Below are 13,903 nucleotides of genomic sequence, written 5' to 3'. Positions count from 1 at the left end.
CATCGCGGAAGGCATCGCGGAAGGCATCGACATGTCGGAATCCGACCGCAGCCCATCCTGGGCCGCCGCGTCGCGTTCCGTTCGCGTCCACGCGCCGGCGCGTTTGCATTTCGGGTTCCTCGACCTGCATGGCGGCCTCGGCCGTCGCTTCGGCAGCATCGGCCTGGCGATCGACGCCCCCGCCGTGCGCCTGACCGCGACCGCGGCCGAGACGCTGAGCGTCACCGGGCCGGAGGAGGCGCGCGTGCGCGGCTACGTCCAGGCGGCGGCGAGCCATCTCGGCGTGCCGGAGGCGGTGGCGATCCGGGTGGAGGAGGCGATCCCCGCCCATGCCGGCTTCGGCTCCGGCACCCAGCTCGCGCTCAGCGTCGCCGCGGCCCTGGCGAAGCTCTCCGGCAAGCCGTTCTCGGCGGAAGACTTCTCGAACGCGCTCGATCGGGGCAACCGCTCCGGCGTCGGCCTGTCGGCCTTCACCGAGGGCGGCCTCATCGTCGACGGCGGACGCGACGCCACCGGTGCGCCACCACCGGTGATCGCGCGGCTCTCCTATCCTGAGGCGTGGCGCGTGGTGCTGATCCTGGACGAGAGCGCCACCGGGATCCACGGCTCGCGCGAGCAGCGCGCCTTCGCCGAGCTGCCGCGCTTCCCCGAGCGCCAGGCCGCGGAAATCTGCCGGATCGTGCTGATGCAGGTGATGCCGGCCGCGGTGCTCGCCGAGCACCAGGGCTTCGGCGCCGGCATCACCCAGATCCAGCGGCTGATCGGCGACCACTTCGCCCCGCACCAGGGCGGCCGCTACGCGAGCCCCGCCGTCGCCGAGGCGCTGCGGACGATCGCGGACCAGGGCGTGGCCGGCTACGGCCAGAGCTCCTGGGGCCCGACCGGCTTCGCGCTGATGCCCTCGGAGGCCGAGGCGAACGCCCTCGTCGCCGGGCTGGCGCGGCCGGGCCCGCTGCGCTTCCTGATCGCACGCGGCCGGAACGCGGGCGCCGAGATCGCGGACGCATGATTCGTCACGCCTGAACCGTTACGCTTGACCACGAGCCGCGATTGCGACTCACACCGACGTCGAACGACGCTCCTCGCACCAGACAGGGAAACGCCATGGCCCGCTCGATCCTGCACATGCTGACGCCGCTCAAGCACATGAGCCCGTTCGACGTGAACATGGCCGTGGATGCCGGGTTCGAGACCATCGTCACCTACACCGACGTGACGCTGCCCGACGTGGTCTCGCTGACCCAGGACTCGATCTTCTCGCGCGCGCCCGGCGACGGCGCCCGCACCGGCATCTTCATCGGCGGCAAGAACGCCGAGGACGCCCTCGACATGATGGACCGGGCCAAGAAGGCCTTCGTGCCGCCCTTCGCCAACCACCTGTTCGCCGACCCGGCCGGATCCTTCACCACCGGTGCGGCGATGGTGGCGCAGGTCTCGCGGGCGCTGCGCGAAAAATTCGGCACCGGCCTGAAGGACAAGCGCATCGTCATCTTCGGCGGCGCCGGCGTCGTGGCCTACGTCGCCGCGGTGATCGGCGCGCTCGAAGGCGCGAAGACGGTGATCGTCGGGCACGATGGCGAGGAGCGCGTCTCGAAGATCGCCTTCACCATGAAGTGGCGCTTCGGCATCGAGGTCGGCGCCGTCGACGGCACCACCCCGGACGACCGCCGCAGGGGGATCGCCGACGCCGACGTGATCCTGTCGGCCGGCCCCGCCGGCATCCCGATCCTCTCGGCCGAAGACCTGAGCTTCGCGCCGAACCTGCTCGTCGCCTCCGATGTCAACGCCGTGCCCCCGGCCGGGATCGCCGGTATCGACGTCAACGCGGTGGACGTGGCGCTACCGGTCGGCAAGGGCGTCGGCATCGGCGCGCTCGCGGTCGGCAACGTGAAGTACCAGACGCAGAAGCAGCTGTTCGGGCGGATGCTCGCCTCGGAGACGCCGCTCTGCCTCGATTTCCGCGACGCCTACACCCTGGCGGTCGAGGTCGCCGGCTGACCTTGGCATGGCCGGCGACGCGGTCCTGATCGCGGCGCAATCCGGCCGCGCGCTGGCCGAGGCCGCGCGCCGCGCCGGGTTCCGCCCCTTCGTCGCCGACCTGTTCGCCGATTCGGACACGCTGGAGCTGGCGGAGGCGCATCGCCCGCTGGAGGGCCGATTCGGGACAGGGCGCCTCGGGGAAGCGGTCCTTGCGCGCCTCGACGAGCTGTCGGCGGTGGCCGGCGGGCGACCGCTCGGCGTGATCCTGGGAAGCGGGTTCGAGGCGGCGCCGGCTCTGATCGACGCGATCGGCGCGCGTCATCGCCTGCTCGGCGCGGGCGCCGCCGCCGTCTCGGCCCTGAAGGACCCGCTGCGCTTCGCGGCCCTCTGCCGAAGTCTCGACATCCCCCATCCGGCCGTGACGCTGGCGCGGCTCGACGAACCGAAGGCGTGGCTGCTCAAGCGCGCCGGCGGTTCGGGCGGGGGCCACATCCGGGCCGCGACCCGCGGGCCGGCCCCGCCGGGCGCGTATTTCCAGGCGCGGGTGCCGGGGCGGGCCTTCGCCCTGAATTTTCTCGCCGACGCGTCCGAGGTCCACGTGCTCGCGCTCACCGAACAGTGGAGCGCAGCCTCGCCCCTGCGCCCCTACCGCTACGCCGGCGCGCTGGCGCCGGGGCGGAACGAGGCGTCGCCGCTCGCCCCTGCGATCGTCTCGGCGATCGTGGAGGCGGCCGGGCGCCTCGTCCGCGCGACCGGCCTGCGCGGGCTCGCCAGCGCCGACGTCCTGTCCGACGGCACGAGCTGGCGGCTGACCGAGATCAACCCGCGCCCCGGCGCCACCCTCGACGTCCTCGACCGCCGCGGCGTGCCGCTGCTTGGCGCCCACGTCGCGGCCTGCCTCGGCGAGGCGCCCGCCCTCGGACCCGCCCCGGAGGATGCGGCGGCGTCCCAGATCTGTTACGCGGCGCGGGATCACGCCGTCATCCCGGCGGTCGCCTGGCCGGACCACGTGCGGGACCGGCCCCGCGCCGGGACACGCGTGACGCGGGACGCACCGCTCTGCACCGTCCTGGCGGGGGGGCCGGACGGGCCGGCGGCACGACAAGAATTGTGGACCCGGATCGCCAGCTTGCGCGACCGGCTGTCCGAGGAGGAAACACATGAGCACCAAACAGCCGAGCCTGAACGCCCTCGCGACACCCCTGGTGGAGCGCTTCGTCGCTGACGCCGGCGTGCTGCGCCTGTCGGTCACGCAAGAGCCCGGCGGCGCGCGCATGGTCGACGCCGGCGCCTCGGCCCGCGGCTCGATCGAGGCCGGGCGCCGTATCGCCGAGATCTGCCTCGGCGGCCTCGGCACCGTCTCGATCAGCCCGTCGGGCCCGATCCCGTCCTGGCCGTACTCGGTGGTGGTGCACGCGACCGACCCGGTGCTCGCCTGCCTCGGCAGCCAGTATGCCGGCTGGTCGCTGGCCGACGAGGACGGCGATTCCGGCTTCTTCGCCCTGGGCTCCGGCCCGGGCCGCGCCGTCGCCGTGGTCGAGGACCTCTACAAGGAGCTCGGCTATCGCGACACCGCCGAGAAGACGGCCCTGGTGCTCGAAGCCGCCGGCGGCCCGCCCGCGAGCGTCGTCGCAAAAGTCGCCGAAGCGTGCTCCCTGCGGCCGGAGGACCTGACCTTCATCTTCGCGCCGACCCAGAGCCTCGCCGGCGCGACCCAGGTCGTCGCCCGCGTTCTCGAGGTCGCCCTGCACAAGGCGCACACGGTCGGGTTCGACCTGCACCGGATCGTCGACGGCATCGGCTCGGCCCCGCTCTCGCCGCAGCACCCGGACTTCATCAAGGCGATGGGCCGCACCAACGACGCGATCATCTACGGCGGCCGCGTCCAGCTTTACGTCGACGCCGACGACGCGGAGGCCAAGCAGCTCGCCGAGCAGCTGCCCTCGACCACGTCGAGCGACCACGGCGCGCCCTTCGCCGAGATCTTCTCGCGGGTGAACGGCGACTTCTACAAGATCGACGGCGCGCTGTTCTCGCCGGCCGAGGCGATCGTCACCTCGATCCGCACCGGCGCCACCTTCCGCGGCGGCAAGCTGATGCCGGAGCTGGTCGAGGCGTCGTTCTCGTAGCATCGGACGAGGCCGGCTTTCTCGAAACGGTGGCCCTTGCCTACGGCTCTCCCTGGGTTTCCCCGCCACCGTCATTCCGGGGCGCCGCAGGCGAGCCCGGAATCCAGATCCGCCGAGGCGGCAAGCTCGGGCGCCGTCGGCGGCTTTGGATTCCGGGCTCCGCTTCGCGGCCCCGGGATGACGGCGTGGAGCGTGAGGGCGCTGCGGGTCGGCGGAGCCGGCGGCCTGAACCATCGTTAGGGTGAACGACAGCATGCGCATCGCGCTCGCGGCCGACAACGGCAATTGGCACAAGGCCCGGCTCCTGACGGCGCTTCGCGCCCAGGGGGTCGAGCCGGTGCTGTTCTCGCTCGCCGACGTGGCGATCGTCACCGGCGGCGGCGAACCGCTGCGGGTACCGGGCTTCCCGGAGACCCTGCCCGACGGCGTGTTGCTGCGGACGATCGCCGGCGGCACCTTCGAGGCCACGACGATGCGTCTCGGCGTGCTGCATGCGCTCGTCGCGTCCGGCGTCACCGTCTGGAACGGCCCCGTCGCGATCGAGCGCTCCGTCGACAAGGCGGCGACCAGCCTGATGATCGCCCGCGCCGGCCTGCCGACGCCCGACACCTTCGTGCTCTCCAAGCGCGCCGCCGCCGCCGAAGTGGTCGCGCGCGAGGCCGGTCCCGGCCGTCCCTTGGTGCTGAAGCCGCTGTTCGGCTCGCAAGGGGAGGGCTTGCAGCTCATCGAGCGGCCCGACGACCTGCCGCCGGAGGATGCGGTCTCGCGGGTCTACTACCTCCAGCGCTACGTCCCCCGCAGCGACGGGCTGTGGCGCGACTACCGGGTCTTCGTGTGCGAAGGCCGCGCCATCGCCGGGATGATCCGCGAGGGCGACGGCTGGATCACCAACGTCCACCTTGGGGGCCGGCCCCTGTCCTGGGCGATGCCGCCGCGCGCCGCCGAGCTCGCCGAGGCCGCCGCCGCCGCGGTGGGCGTCGACTACACCGGCATCGACCTGGTGGAGGACGGTGAGGGCGGCTTCCTCGTGCTCGAGGTGAACTCGATGCCGGCGTGGTCGGGCCTGCAGAAGGTCTGCGAGGTCGACATCGCCGGCGCCGTCGTGCGCGGCTTCGTCGCCGCCGTCCGCGCCGCGCACCGGCCGCGCCTCGTGGTCGCCTGATGCGCCTCGCGCCGGCGACGATCGCGGCTCTGTACCAGGCGGCGTGCCTGGCCGAGCTCGACGCCCTGAAGCCCGGCAACGTCCATGCCTACGCGGCCGGGCACCGGATGGCGGTGTCGGACTTCGTCGCCAGCGCCGCCGCCTCGGCACCGGCACTCGCGGGTGCCGGGACCGGCGTCGGCGCACGGGTCCGCGATGCGGTTGCGGCGACGTTTGCCGCGGTCGGCCAGAACACGAACCTCGGCATCCTCCTGCTCTGCGCGCCGCTTGCGGTGGCCGCCGAGCGCGCGAGCACCGTGGCCGCGGTGCTGGCCGGGCTCGAACCGGCAGATGCGCAGGGCGTCTTCGAGGCGATCCGCCTCGCCAACCCCGGCGGGCTAGGCCAGGCCGCCCGGCACGACGTGGCCGCGCCGGCCCCGGATTCGTTGCGAGCGGCGATGGAAGAGGCGGCGCCGCGCGACCGCATCGCCCGCGCCTACGTCGACGGATTCGGCGACCTGTTCGCGGTCGGGCTTCCGGCGCTGGCGGGCGCACGCGGGCAGGGGCTCGATCCGGCCTGGTGCACCACCGCCGTGCATCTGGCCTACCTGCAGGCCTTTCCCGACAGCCACGTAGCGCGCAAGCACGGGGCGGAGCGGGCTGAATCCGTTCGTGCGCAGGCCGTGGCGGCCTTGGGTGGGCTCGATCTGCGCACCCGGCCGGTCGCGCCGCTGCTCGCCCTCGACGCGGCCTGGAAGGCAGCCGGAATCAATCCCGGCACCAGCGCGGATTTCACGGTGGCGACGCTCTTCGCCGACGCGCTGGCATCCGCCGGCGCCCGGTTGGCGGACGCGGCGCGCGTCGCCTGAAAAAGTTCCCCGCGTCAAGCGCCGGGCCGCACTTTTAATATCGATTCCAGCGCGTTGCCATGGGTTGTGACGGGCCGGACCGCGCTGTAGGGTCCGCGCCGCTATCCGGGCTAACCGGCCCGGCTTTTCCAAGGCCGGGCGTCGCGAACAAGGATGGCTTCCGGCCGCGCCCGACACGACGGGCCGCGGTCCTCGAGTTTGGAATCCAGGGAGAAAACCCGAATGGCAAAGATCACCAAGGTCCAGGTCGGCGAAGCCCTCGTCGGCGACGGCAACGAGGTCGCCCACATCGACCTGATCATCGGACCGCGCGGTTCGCCGGCCGAGACGGCCTTCTGCAACGGCCTCGTGAACAACAAGCACGGCTTCACCAGCCTGCTCGCGGTCATCGCGCCGAACCTGCCGTGCAAGCCCAACACCCTGATGTTCAACAAGGTGACCATCAACGACGCCCGCCAGGCCGTCCAGATGTTCGGCCCCGCGCAGCATGGCGTCGCCATGGCCGTGCAGGACGCCGTCGCCGAGGGCATCATCCCCGCCGACGAGGCCGACGACCTGTTCATCCTGGTCGGCGTGTTCATCCACTGGGAGGCGGCCGACGACGCCAAGATCCAGAAGTACAACTACGAGGCCACCAAGCTGTCGATCCAGCGCGCCGTCTCCGGCGAGCCGAAGGCCGCCACGGTCACCGAACAGCGCAAGTCCGCGACCCACCCCTTCGCCGCGAACGCTTAGATCGGGGACAGTCCTGGGCAGAGCGCGCCTCCGCCCGCACCGCGGGGCCTGCTCCAGCGACTGGCCTCTATCTTCCTCGGACGATAGAAACACGAAGGCGGGACGGCGAAAGCCGCCCCGCCTTCTTTCGTCTGTCGCGTTCCCTTGCGATGGGCCTGCCGCGGGCGATCCCGACCCGGGCACGCCGATCCCAACGATCCCGAAGCGAGGCCGGGCATGAGCGAGACGAACAACACCTTCAAGAAGGCGCCCAAGCGCAAGGCCGAGAAGGCGCGCACGGTCTCGGTCTCCCCGGAGATGCGGCAGGCCTATGCCGACCTGATCACCGAGAAGGCGACCAAGCAGGAAAGCTACGGGCGCCACCTGCCGGGGACCGAGACGAAGCGGTAGCGCCGTCGGCAGGCTATCGCTTGCGCACGAACTCGGTGCGCAGGACGAGCCCCTTGATCGCGTCGTGGCGGCAGTCGATCTCTTCGGGATCGTCCGTCAGCCGGATCGCGCGGATCACCGTTCCCTGCTTCAGGGTCTGGTTGGCGCCCTTGACCTTCAGGTCCTTGATCAGCGTGACCGAGTCGCCATCAGTCAGCAGGTTGCCGGAGGCGTCGCGCACCTCCGCCCGCGCGGAGGTCGCGGCAGCCGCGCCCGGGGCCAGCCACTCGCCGGTGGCCTCGTCGTATACGTAAGACTCGTCGTCGCCAGCCACGTCCGTACCCTCCCGCCCAAGCTCGGCCCTTCTCGATGCCGGACCGGGCGGAGACAAGAGGTGCGAGACGCGTTCCGGCCATGCGACCGATGAGAGATATTGGGAGCGGGCCGGCCGCTCGGCCGGCCCGCGCGGGGGCTCAGCGCTTGAGCGGTCCCGCCTCGATCACGTCCTCGACCGTGCGCAGGCCGGCGCGCGGAGCGTTGACGAGGCAGGCCATGTTGCCGGGGGCGTGCTGGTTCTTCCACATCTTGGTGTGGGCCTGGGGGATCTTATCCCAGGGGAAGACCTCGCTCATGCACGGGTCGATGCGCTGGTCGAGGACGAACTGGTTCGCGGCCGACGCCTGCTTGAGGTGGGCGAAGTGCGAACCCTGGATCCGCTTCTGGCGCATCCAGACGTAGCGGGCGTCGAAGGTGATGTTGAAGCCGGTGGTGCCGGCGCAGAACACGATCATGCCGCCGCGCTTGGCGACCAGCGTCGAGACCGGGAAGGTCGACTCGCCCGGGTGCTCGAACACGATGTCGACGTCGTTGCCCTTGCCGGTGATGTCCCAGATCGCCTTGCCGAACTTGCGGGCTTCCTTGAGCCAGGTGTTGTACTCAGGCGAGTTGACCTTCGGCAGCTGGCCCCAACAATCGAACTCCTTGCGATTGATCACGCCCTTGGCGCCGAGGCTCATGACGTAGTCGCGCTTGGTGTCGTCGGAGATCACCGCGATGGCGTTGGCGCCGGACGCCGCGCAAAGCTGCACCGCGAACACGCCGAGGCCGCCGGACGCGCCCCAGACGAGGACGTTCTGGCCCGGGCGCACGGTGTGCGGCGCGTGGCCGAACAGCATGCGGTAAGCGGTGGCGAGCGTCAGCGTGTAGCAGGCCGCCTCCTCCCAGGTGAGGTGCTTCGGGCGGACCATGAGCTGGCGCGACTGCACCCGGCAGTACTGGGCGAAGGAGCCGTCACCGGTCTCGTAACCCCAGATACGCTGCGAGGGCGAGAACATCGGGTCGCCGCCGTTGCACTCCTCGTCGTCGCCGTCGTCGCGGTTGCAGTGGACGATGACCTCGTCGCCGACCTTCCAGCGCTTCACCTTGGCGCCGACCTTCCAAACGATGCCGGAGGCGTCCGAGCCCGCGATGTGGTACTCGCCCTTGTGCACGTCGAAGGGCGAGATCGGCTCGCCGAGGCCGGCCCAGACGCCGTTGTAGTTCACGCCGGCGGCCATGACGTAGACCAGCACCTCGTCGTCGCCGATGTCCCAGACCGGCAGGATTTCGAGCTGGTGCGACTGCTCCGGCGGCCCGTGCCGCTCACGGCGGATCGCCCAAGCGTACATCTTGGCGGGCACGTGGCCCAGCGGCGGGATCTCGCCCATCTCGTAGAGGTCCTTGACCTCGCCCGTCCCGGCACCGGCCGGTTGCAATGCCGCGCTGGCAGCCATCGTCGCTCTCCTGATCGTTTCGTGTCCACGCGCGGTTCTGACGACGCCGCGGTTCCGGCTTAGCGCTATAACGACGAAGCAGAGGGCGTCCAAGGGTCTGCAAGTCGTCCAAAAGGCCAGGAACCCGGCGACCGACAAGAAAAATGGCGCCGGCTTAGGCCGAGGCGCGCTGGATACAAAATTAACTTGGTTGCCGACCAAAAACTATTCGCGGACCGTGCACTTCGTCTGAACGCTCAAGACCTCGGTGAAAGAATTCGGCTTGCACCTGGTACCTGTAGCCGATCACCGAACCCTGGACAGGCCGGCCCTTGTCCAGCAGCGCGCACCGATTCCGGGACGCGCACGTCCTCAAATTTCCTTAGCGGCCGCCCTCAGAATTTTGCGCATCCAGCGCGCCACGGGAACGAAAGCCGACGCCCGGCATGTGATGACGGCTCGCGGCCGCTTCGCTACGGTGCGCCGCAAGGGGCGGGGCGAGCGGGCCGCGCGACGAACAAATCAGCGGAGACGGGTGACATGAGCGCGAGCGCGAGCGTCGACGAGGTGAAGCGCGACAAGCCTCAGCGCGACAAGCCCTGGATCATCCGCACCTATGCGGGCCATTCGAACGCCAAGGAGTCGAACGCGCTCTACCGCGGCAACCTGGCCAAGGGGCAGACCGGCCTGTCGGTGGCCTTCGACCTGCCGACCCAGACCGGCTACGACCCCGACCACGAGCTCGCCCGCGGCGAGGTCGGCAAGGTCGGCGTCTCGATCGCGCATCTCGGCGACATGCGGACCCTGTTCGACCAGATCCCGCTGCAGCAGATGAACACCTCGATGACGATCAACGCCACGGCGCCGTGGCTGTTGTCGCTCTACCTCGCGGTGGCCGAGGAGCAGGGCGCGCCGTTCTCGGGGCTGCAGGGCACCACGCAGAACGACATCATCAAGGAATACCTCTCGCGCGGCACCTACGTGTTCCCGCCCGCGCCGAGCCTGCGGCTGACCAAGGACGTGATCCTGTTCACGACCAAGGAAGTGCCGAAGTGGAACCCGATGAACGTCTGCTCCTACCATCTGCAGGAGGCCGGGGCGACGCCGGTGCAGGAGCTGTCCTACGCGCTCGCCATCGCCATCGCGGTGCTGGACACGGTGCGGGACGACCCCGATTTCGATCCCGAGAGCTTCCCCGAGGTGTTCGGCCGGATCTCGTTCTTCGTGAACGCGGGCCTGCGCTTCGTCACCGAGATCTGCAAGATGCGGGCGTTCTCGGAACTCTGGGACGAGATCGCCCAGGAGCGCTACGGCATCGACGACCCGAAGAAGCGCATCTTCCGCTACGGCGTGCAGGTCAACAGTCTCGGACTCACGGAACAGCAGCCTGAGAACAACGTCCACCGCATCCTGATCGAGATGCTGGCGGTGACGCTGTCGAAGCGGGCCCGCGCCCGCGCCGTGCAGCTTCCGGCCTGGAACGAGGCGCTCGGCCTGCCGCGCCCGTGGGACCAGCAATGGTCGATGCGGATGCAGCAGATCCTCGCCTTCGAGACGGACCTCCTCGAATACGACGACATCTTCGACGGCTCGAAGGTGATCGACGCCAAGGTCGAGGCCTTGAAGGTCGAGACCCGGGCCGAGCTGGAGCGCATCGGCGGCATCGGCGGCGCGGTCGCCGCGGTCGAAACCGGCGCACTCAAGCGCTCGCTCGTCGAATCCAACGCTCGCCGCATCTCGGCGATCGAGGCCGGCGACCAGATCGTCGTCGGCGTCAACAAGTGGCAGCAGGGCGAGCCTTCGCCGCTGACCGCGGGCGAGGGCGCGATCTTCACCGTGTCCGAGACCGTCGAGATGGAGGCCGAGGCCCGCATCCGCGAATGGCGCACCAAGCGCGACGACGCCGCCGTCGGCAAGGCGCTCGAGGAGCTGGAAGCCGCCGCGCGCTCGGGAGCCAACATCATGCCGGTCTCGATCGCCGCCGCGAAGGCCGGCGTCACCACCGGCGAATGGGGGCAGCGTCTGCGCGAAGTGTTCGGCGAGTACCGCGCGCCGACCGGCGTCACCCTGCAGACCGTCTCGTCCGGCGCGGCGGAGGAGGCGAAGCTCCTGATCGCCGACCTCGGCGAGCGCCTCGGCGAGCAGCCGCGCCTCGTCGTCGGCAAGCCCGGCCTCGACGGCCACTCGAACGGCGCCGAGCAGATCGCGCTCCGCGCCCGCGACGTCGGCTTCGACGTGACCTACGACGGCATCCGCCAGACCCCGGCCGAGATCGTCGCGAAGGCGAAGGAGACCGCCGCCCACGTGGTCGGGCTCTCGATCCTTTCGGGCAGCCACGTGCCCCTGGTGCGCGACGTGAAGGCGAAGATGCGCGAGGCCGGCCTCGACCACATCCCCCTCGTCGTCGGCGGCATCATCTCGCCCGACGACGAGCTCGTGCTCAAGAACATGGGCGTCTCGGCGGTCTACACCCCGAAGGACTACGTCATCGACACGATCATGATCGGCCTCTGCAAGGTGGTCGAGCGCTCGATCGACAAGACCAACCGCACCGCCGGCGCCGCCAAGGACGAGGCCGCGCAGGTCTATTGAGGCGGCGACGCCGCCGGGGCGAGGCCATGCGCGCCCGGCGGCTTCACCCGTCGGGCCGGCCGGCGTAGAGCGGCGTCATGCTCGCTCCCCTCATCGCAGTTCCTATGGCGGCGGCCCTCAGTGCCGGCCTGATCGTCCGGCTGCGACCGCTGCTGGTGCGCTACGCGTTGGCCCGGCCCAACGCCCGTTCCAGCCACACCGAGCCGACGCCCCAGGGCGGGGGGATCGCCGTCGTCGCGGCGACGCTGGCCGTCACCGGGTTGCTAATCGCCGCGCCGGAAGCGAGCCGGGACGTGCTGGTGCTGGGGTTCGGCGCCGTGGTGCTGGCGCTCGTCGGCGCCGTCGACGATATCCGGCCGCTGCCGGCTTGGGCGCGGCTGATGCTGCAGGCCGTCGTGGTCGGCGGGGTGGTGGCCGGCGTCGACGGGCGGCTGGTTCCGGCCCTGCCGCCGGCGGTGGAGCGCACGCTGGCGGTGCTCGCCGGCATCTGGTTCGTGAACCTCGTCAACTTCATGGACGGGCTCGACTGGATGAGCGTGGCCGAGACGGTGCCCGTCGCCGCCGCCCTGGCCCTGTTCGGCAGGTTCGGCGCCTTGCCGCCGGCCGCGATCCTGGTCGCCGCCGCCCTGCTCGGAGCGATGCTCGGCTTCGCGCCGTTCAACCGCCCGGTGGCAAAACTCTTCCTCGGCGACGTCGGCTCGCTGCCGCTCGGGTTGATCCTCGCCTGGCTGCTGTACCGGCTCGCCCTGGAAGGCGGGCTCGCCGCGGCGATCCTGCTGCCGCTTTACTATCTCGCCGACGCCACCCTGACGCTGATCCGGCGCGCGGCCCGGCGGGAGCCGGTGTGGCAGGCCCATCGCAGCCACTTCTACCAGCGGGCCACCACGAACGGCCTCACGGTCGGCGGCGTGGTCGGACGGGTGTTCGCGCTCAACCTCGCCCTCGCCGCCCTCGCGGCCGCGACCTTGCTTTGGCCGTCGCCGGTCGTCACGCTCGGTGCGCTGGCGGCCGGATGCGGGCTGGTCGCGGCCCTGCTGATCCGGTTCTCGCGGGCGCCGACGGCGGACGGAACGAGGGTGCCTTGAGCCAACTGATCGCGCTGACCGGGGCGACCGGCTTCATCGGTCGGCATGTCCTGCGGGACCTGACCGCGCGGGGCTACCGCGTCCGCCTGCTCCTGCGCCGCCCGGTCGACGCGATGCCGGAGGGCGCTTCGAGCGCCGTCGTCGGCGACCTGACCCGGCCGATGAACATGGCGGCGGCGCTGGCCGGCGTCGACGCGGTGGTCCATTCGGCCGGGCTCGCGCACGCCATGTCGGGCGCGCCGGAGGACGATTACCGCACGCTGAACACCGAGGCGACGCAGCGCCTGGCCGAGGCCGCCGCGCGCGCGCGGGTGCGCCGCTTCGTGTTCCTGTCCTCGATCCGCGCGCAAGCCGGCCCGACCGCGCCCGGCATGGTGACGGAGGCCGACGACCCGGCCCCGACCGACGCCTACGGCCGGTCCAAGCTCGACGCCGAGCGGGCGCTCGCCGCCATCGGCATCGATTGGGTCGCGCTGCGGCCCGTCCTCGTCTACGGCGCGGGGGTGAAGGGCAACATGGCCGCCTTGGTGCGGCTCGCCCGCTCGCCGTATCCGCTGCCGCTCGCATCGCTCGCCGGGCGCCGATCGCTGGTCTCGGTGGAGAGCCTGTCGGCCGCGATCGACGCGGTGCTGCGAACGGACACGTCGCCGAACCGGCCGCTGGTCGTCGCCGACCCGGATGCCCAGACGTTGCCCGAGATGCTGACGGCCCTGCGCGCCGGACTCGGCCGGAGGCCCGGCCTCGTTCCGCTGCCCTCCGCCGCGATCGGGCTCGCCTGCCGGCTCACCGGGCGCGAGGCCCTGTTCTCGCGGCTGGCCGAGAACCTGGTCGCGCGCAGCGACGGATTGTCGGCGCTGGGCTGGGCGCCGGCCGGCACGACCCGCGACGGCCTCGCCCGGCTCGCGCGGGGACACGCGTCCGCAAATCAGTAGTCCCGGCAGAATGCGGGTGCGGTGCCGTCGTCGAACAGGCGGCAGCTGCGGACGATCTCGGATTCGATCAGCGCGCAAGCGTTTGACGCGTTGCAGGGCGGATGCGTCGCCGGCGAAACGGCGAGGCAGCGTTCGACGAGGCGGGCGGAGTCGCGTTCGCCGACGCTGGCGCGGCAGCTCTCGGCCCGGGCGGCGACGGACCCGAAGGTCACCACCGAGACGGCGACGACGAATGCACCGGCGCGGGACGACATCATCGATCAGGCCTCGGCCAAAAGAAAACCCCGGCCTCGCGGCCGGGGTCTTTGTTACGATGCCGA

General features: G+C 71.2%; 14 protein-coding genes. 11 read left to right on the top strand and 3 right to left on the bottom strand.

Annotation, left to right across the window (positions count from 1 at the left end; genetic code table 11):
* Nucleotides 1-31: 31 nt before the first annotated feature.
* The 8 genes from MFF13_RS06950 (at nucleotide 32) to MFF13_RS06915 (ending at nucleotide 7,244) form a co-directional block, all read left to right on the top strand.
* Nucleotides 32-1,009 (top strand): beta-ribofuranosylaminobenzene 5'-phosphate synthase family protein, encoded by a 978-nt coding sequence (locus MFF13_RS06950; RefSeq protein ID WP_238271655.1) that lies wholly within the window; start codon nucleotides 32-34, stop codon nucleotides 1,007-1,009.
* Nucleotides 1,010-1,104: 95 nt separating this feature from the next.
* Nucleotides 1,105-1,998: an NAD(P)-dependent methylenetetrahydromethanopterin dehydrogenase gene (locus MFF13_RS06945; RefSeq protein ID WP_147828283.1), complete on the top strand. Its 894-nt coding sequence runs from the start codon at nucleotides 1,105-1,107 to the stop codon at nucleotides 1,996-1,998.
* Between the two features lie 7 nt (nucleotides 1,999-2,005).
* Nucleotides 2,006-3,205 (top strand): ATP-grasp domain-containing protein, encoded by a 1,200-nt coding sequence (locus MFF13_RS06940; protein ID WP_147828282.1) that lies wholly within the window; start codon nucleotides 2,006-2,008, stop codon nucleotides 3,203-3,205.
* Nucleotides 3,141-4,109, top strand: a complete 969-nt coding sequence (gene mch / locus MFF13_RS06935) for a methenyltetrahydromethanopterin cyclohydrolase (protein ID WP_147828281.1) — start codon at nucleotides 3,141-3,143, stop codon at nucleotides 4,107-4,109. The genes MFF13_RS06940 and mch overlap by 65 nt, the downstream gene beginning before the upstream one ends.
* A 253-nt stretch (nucleotides 4,110-4,362) precedes the next feature.
* Nucleotides 4,363-5,271, top strand: coding sequence for an ATP-grasp domain-containing protein (locus tag MFF13_RS06930; protein ID WP_147828280.1), 909 nt, complete (start codon nucleotides 4,363-4,365; stop codon nucleotides 5,269-5,271).
* Complete coding sequence (locus MFF13_RS06925) at nucleotides 5,271-6,119, top strand: triphosphoribosyl-dephospho-CoA synthase (protein WP_147750993.1); 849 nt, start codon at nucleotides 5,271-5,273, stop codon at nucleotides 6,117-6,119. The genes MFF13_RS06930 and MFF13_RS06925 overlap by 1 nt, the downstream gene beginning before the upstream one ends.
* Before the next feature lie 222 nt (nucleotides 6,120-6,341).
* Nucleotides 6,342-6,854, top strand: a complete 513-nt coding sequence (gene fae / locus MFF13_RS06920) for a 5,6,7,8-tetrahydromethanopterin hydro-lyase (protein ID WP_147750994.1) — start codon at nucleotides 6,342-6,344, stop codon at nucleotides 6,852-6,854.
* A 216-nt stretch (nucleotides 6,855-7,070) separates the two neighbouring features.
* Nucleotides 7,071-7,244 (top strand): hypothetical protein, encoded by a 174-nt coding sequence (locus tag MFF13_RS06915; protein WP_187273586.1) that lies wholly within the window; start codon nucleotides 7,071-7,073, stop codon nucleotides 7,242-7,244.
* Between the two features lie 13 nt (nucleotides 7,245-7,257).
* Here MFF13_RS06915 and MFF13_RS06910 read toward each other — a convergent pair whose 3' ends face one another.
* Together MFF13_RS06910 and ccrA are read right to left on the bottom strand one after the other, a co-directional pair.
* The gene (locus MFF13_RS06910; protein ID WP_147828278.1) at nucleotides 7,258-7,557 is read right to left on the bottom strand and encodes an alkylphosphonate utilization protein; all 300 of its coding nucleotides are present in this window, start codon (nucleotides 7,555-7,557) and stop codon (nucleotides 7,258-7,260) included.
* A 139-nt stretch (nucleotides 7,558-7,696) separates the two neighbouring features.
* Nucleotides 7,697-8,995 carry a crotonyl-CoA carboxylase/reductase gene (ccrA, locus tag MFF13_RS06905; RefSeq protein ID WP_147750996.1) on the bottom strand — a complete coding sequence of 433 codons (1,299 nt, stop codon included), beginning with the start codon at nucleotides 8,993-8,995 and terminating at the stop codon, nucleotides 7,697-7,699.
* Between the two features lie 519 nt (nucleotides 8,996-9,514).
* On the opposite strand from ccrA, the gene MFF13_RS06900 reads away from it, so the two are divergent.
* The 3 genes from MFF13_RS06900 to MFF13_RS06890 all read left to right on the top strand — a co-directional run bounded on the left by MFF13_RS06900 (nucleotide 9,515) and on the right by MFF13_RS06890 (nucleotide 13,583).
* Complete coding sequence (locus MFF13_RS06900; protein ID WP_147750998.1) at nucleotides 9,515-11,566, top strand: ethylmalonyl-CoA mutase; 2,052 nt, start codon at nucleotides 9,515-9,517, stop codon at nucleotides 11,564-11,566.
* A 77-nt stretch (nucleotides 11,567-11,643) separates the two neighbouring features.
* A complete protein-coding gene (locus tag MFF13_RS06895) occupies nucleotides 11,644-12,651 on the top strand; it encodes an MraY family glycosyltransferase (RefSeq protein WP_238271597.1) in 1,008 nt (335 codons plus the stop codon).
* Nucleotides 12,648-13,583, top strand: a complete 936-nt coding sequence (locus MFF13_RS06890) for an NAD-dependent epimerase/dehydratase family protein (protein ID WP_238271594.1) — start codon at nucleotides 12,648-12,650, stop codon at nucleotides 13,581-13,583. Before MFF13_RS06895 ends, MFF13_RS06890 begins: the two co-directional genes overlap by 4 nt.
* On the opposite strand, the gene MFF13_RS06885 is transcribed toward MFF13_RS06890, so the two are convergent.
* Nucleotides 13,577-13,840, bottom strand: a complete 264-nt coding sequence (locus MFF13_RS06885) for a hypothetical protein (protein WP_147751001.1) — start codon at nucleotides 13,838-13,840, stop codon at nucleotides 13,577-13,579. The genes MFF13_RS06890 and MFF13_RS06885 overlap by 7 nt on opposite strands.
* Between the last annotated feature and the right edge of the window lie 63 nt (nucleotides 13,841-13,903).

This window comes from Methylobacterium cerastii, from assembly GCF_022179125.1.
In the GTDB taxonomy this organism is placed as follows: domain Bacteria; phylum Pseudomonadota; class Alphaproteobacteria; order Rhizobiales; family Beijerinckiaceae; genus Methylobacterium; species Methylobacterium cerastii.
The sequence above is the reverse complement of the archived record's forward strand: the minus strand, read 5'-3'. Positions and strand labels throughout refer to the sequence as shown.

Excerpts from the sequence above, each read along its gene's own strand:
- MFF13_RS06950 (WP_238271655.1), top strand. The coding sequence starts at position 32 with ATGTCGGAATCCGACCGCAGCCCATCCTGGGCCGCCGCGTCGCGTTCC.
- MFF13_RS06945 (WP_147828283.1), top strand. The coding sequence starts at position 1,105 with ATGGCCCGCTCGATCCTGCACATGCTGACGCCGCTCAAGCACATGAGC.
- MFF13_RS06940 (WP_147828282.1), top strand. The coding sequence starts at position 2,006 with ATGGCCGGCGACGCGGTCCTGATCGCGGCGCAATCCGGCCGCGCGCTG.
- mch (WP_147828281.1), top strand. The coding sequence starts at position 3,141 with ATGAGCACCAAACAGCCGAGCCTGAACGCCCTCGCGACACCCCTGGTG.
- MFF13_RS06930 (WP_147828280.1), top strand. The coding sequence starts at position 4,363 with ATGCGCATCGCGCTCGCGGCCGACAACGGCAATTGGCACAAGGCCCGG.
- MFF13_RS06925 (WP_147750993.1), top strand. The coding sequence starts at position 5,271 with ATGCGCCTCGCGCCGGCGACGATCGCGGCTCTGTACCAGGCGGCGTGC.
- fae (WP_147750994.1), top strand. The coding sequence starts at position 6,342 with ATGGCAAAGATCACCAAGGTCCAGGTCGGCGAAGCCCTCGTCGGCGAC.
- MFF13_RS06915 (WP_187273586.1), top strand. The coding sequence starts at position 7,071 with ATGAGCGAGACGAACAACACCTTCAAGAAGGCGCCCAAGCGCAAGGCC.
- ccrA (WP_147750996.1), bottom strand. The coding sequence starts at position 8,995 with ATGGCTGCCAGCGCGGCATTGCAACCGGCCGGTGCCGGGACGGGCGAG.
- MFF13_RS06900 (WP_147750998.1), top strand. The coding sequence starts at position 9,515 with ATGAGCGCGAGCGCGAGCGTCGACGAGGTGAAGCGCGACAAGCCTCAG.
- MFF13_RS06895 (WP_238271597.1), top strand. The coding sequence starts at position 11,644 with ATGCTCGCTCCCCTCATCGCAGTTCCTATGGCGGCGGCCCTCAGTGCC.
- MFF13_RS06885 (WP_147751001.1), bottom strand. The coding sequence starts at position 13,840 with ATGATGTCGTCCCGCGCCGGTGCATTCGTCGTCGCCGTCTCGGTGGTG.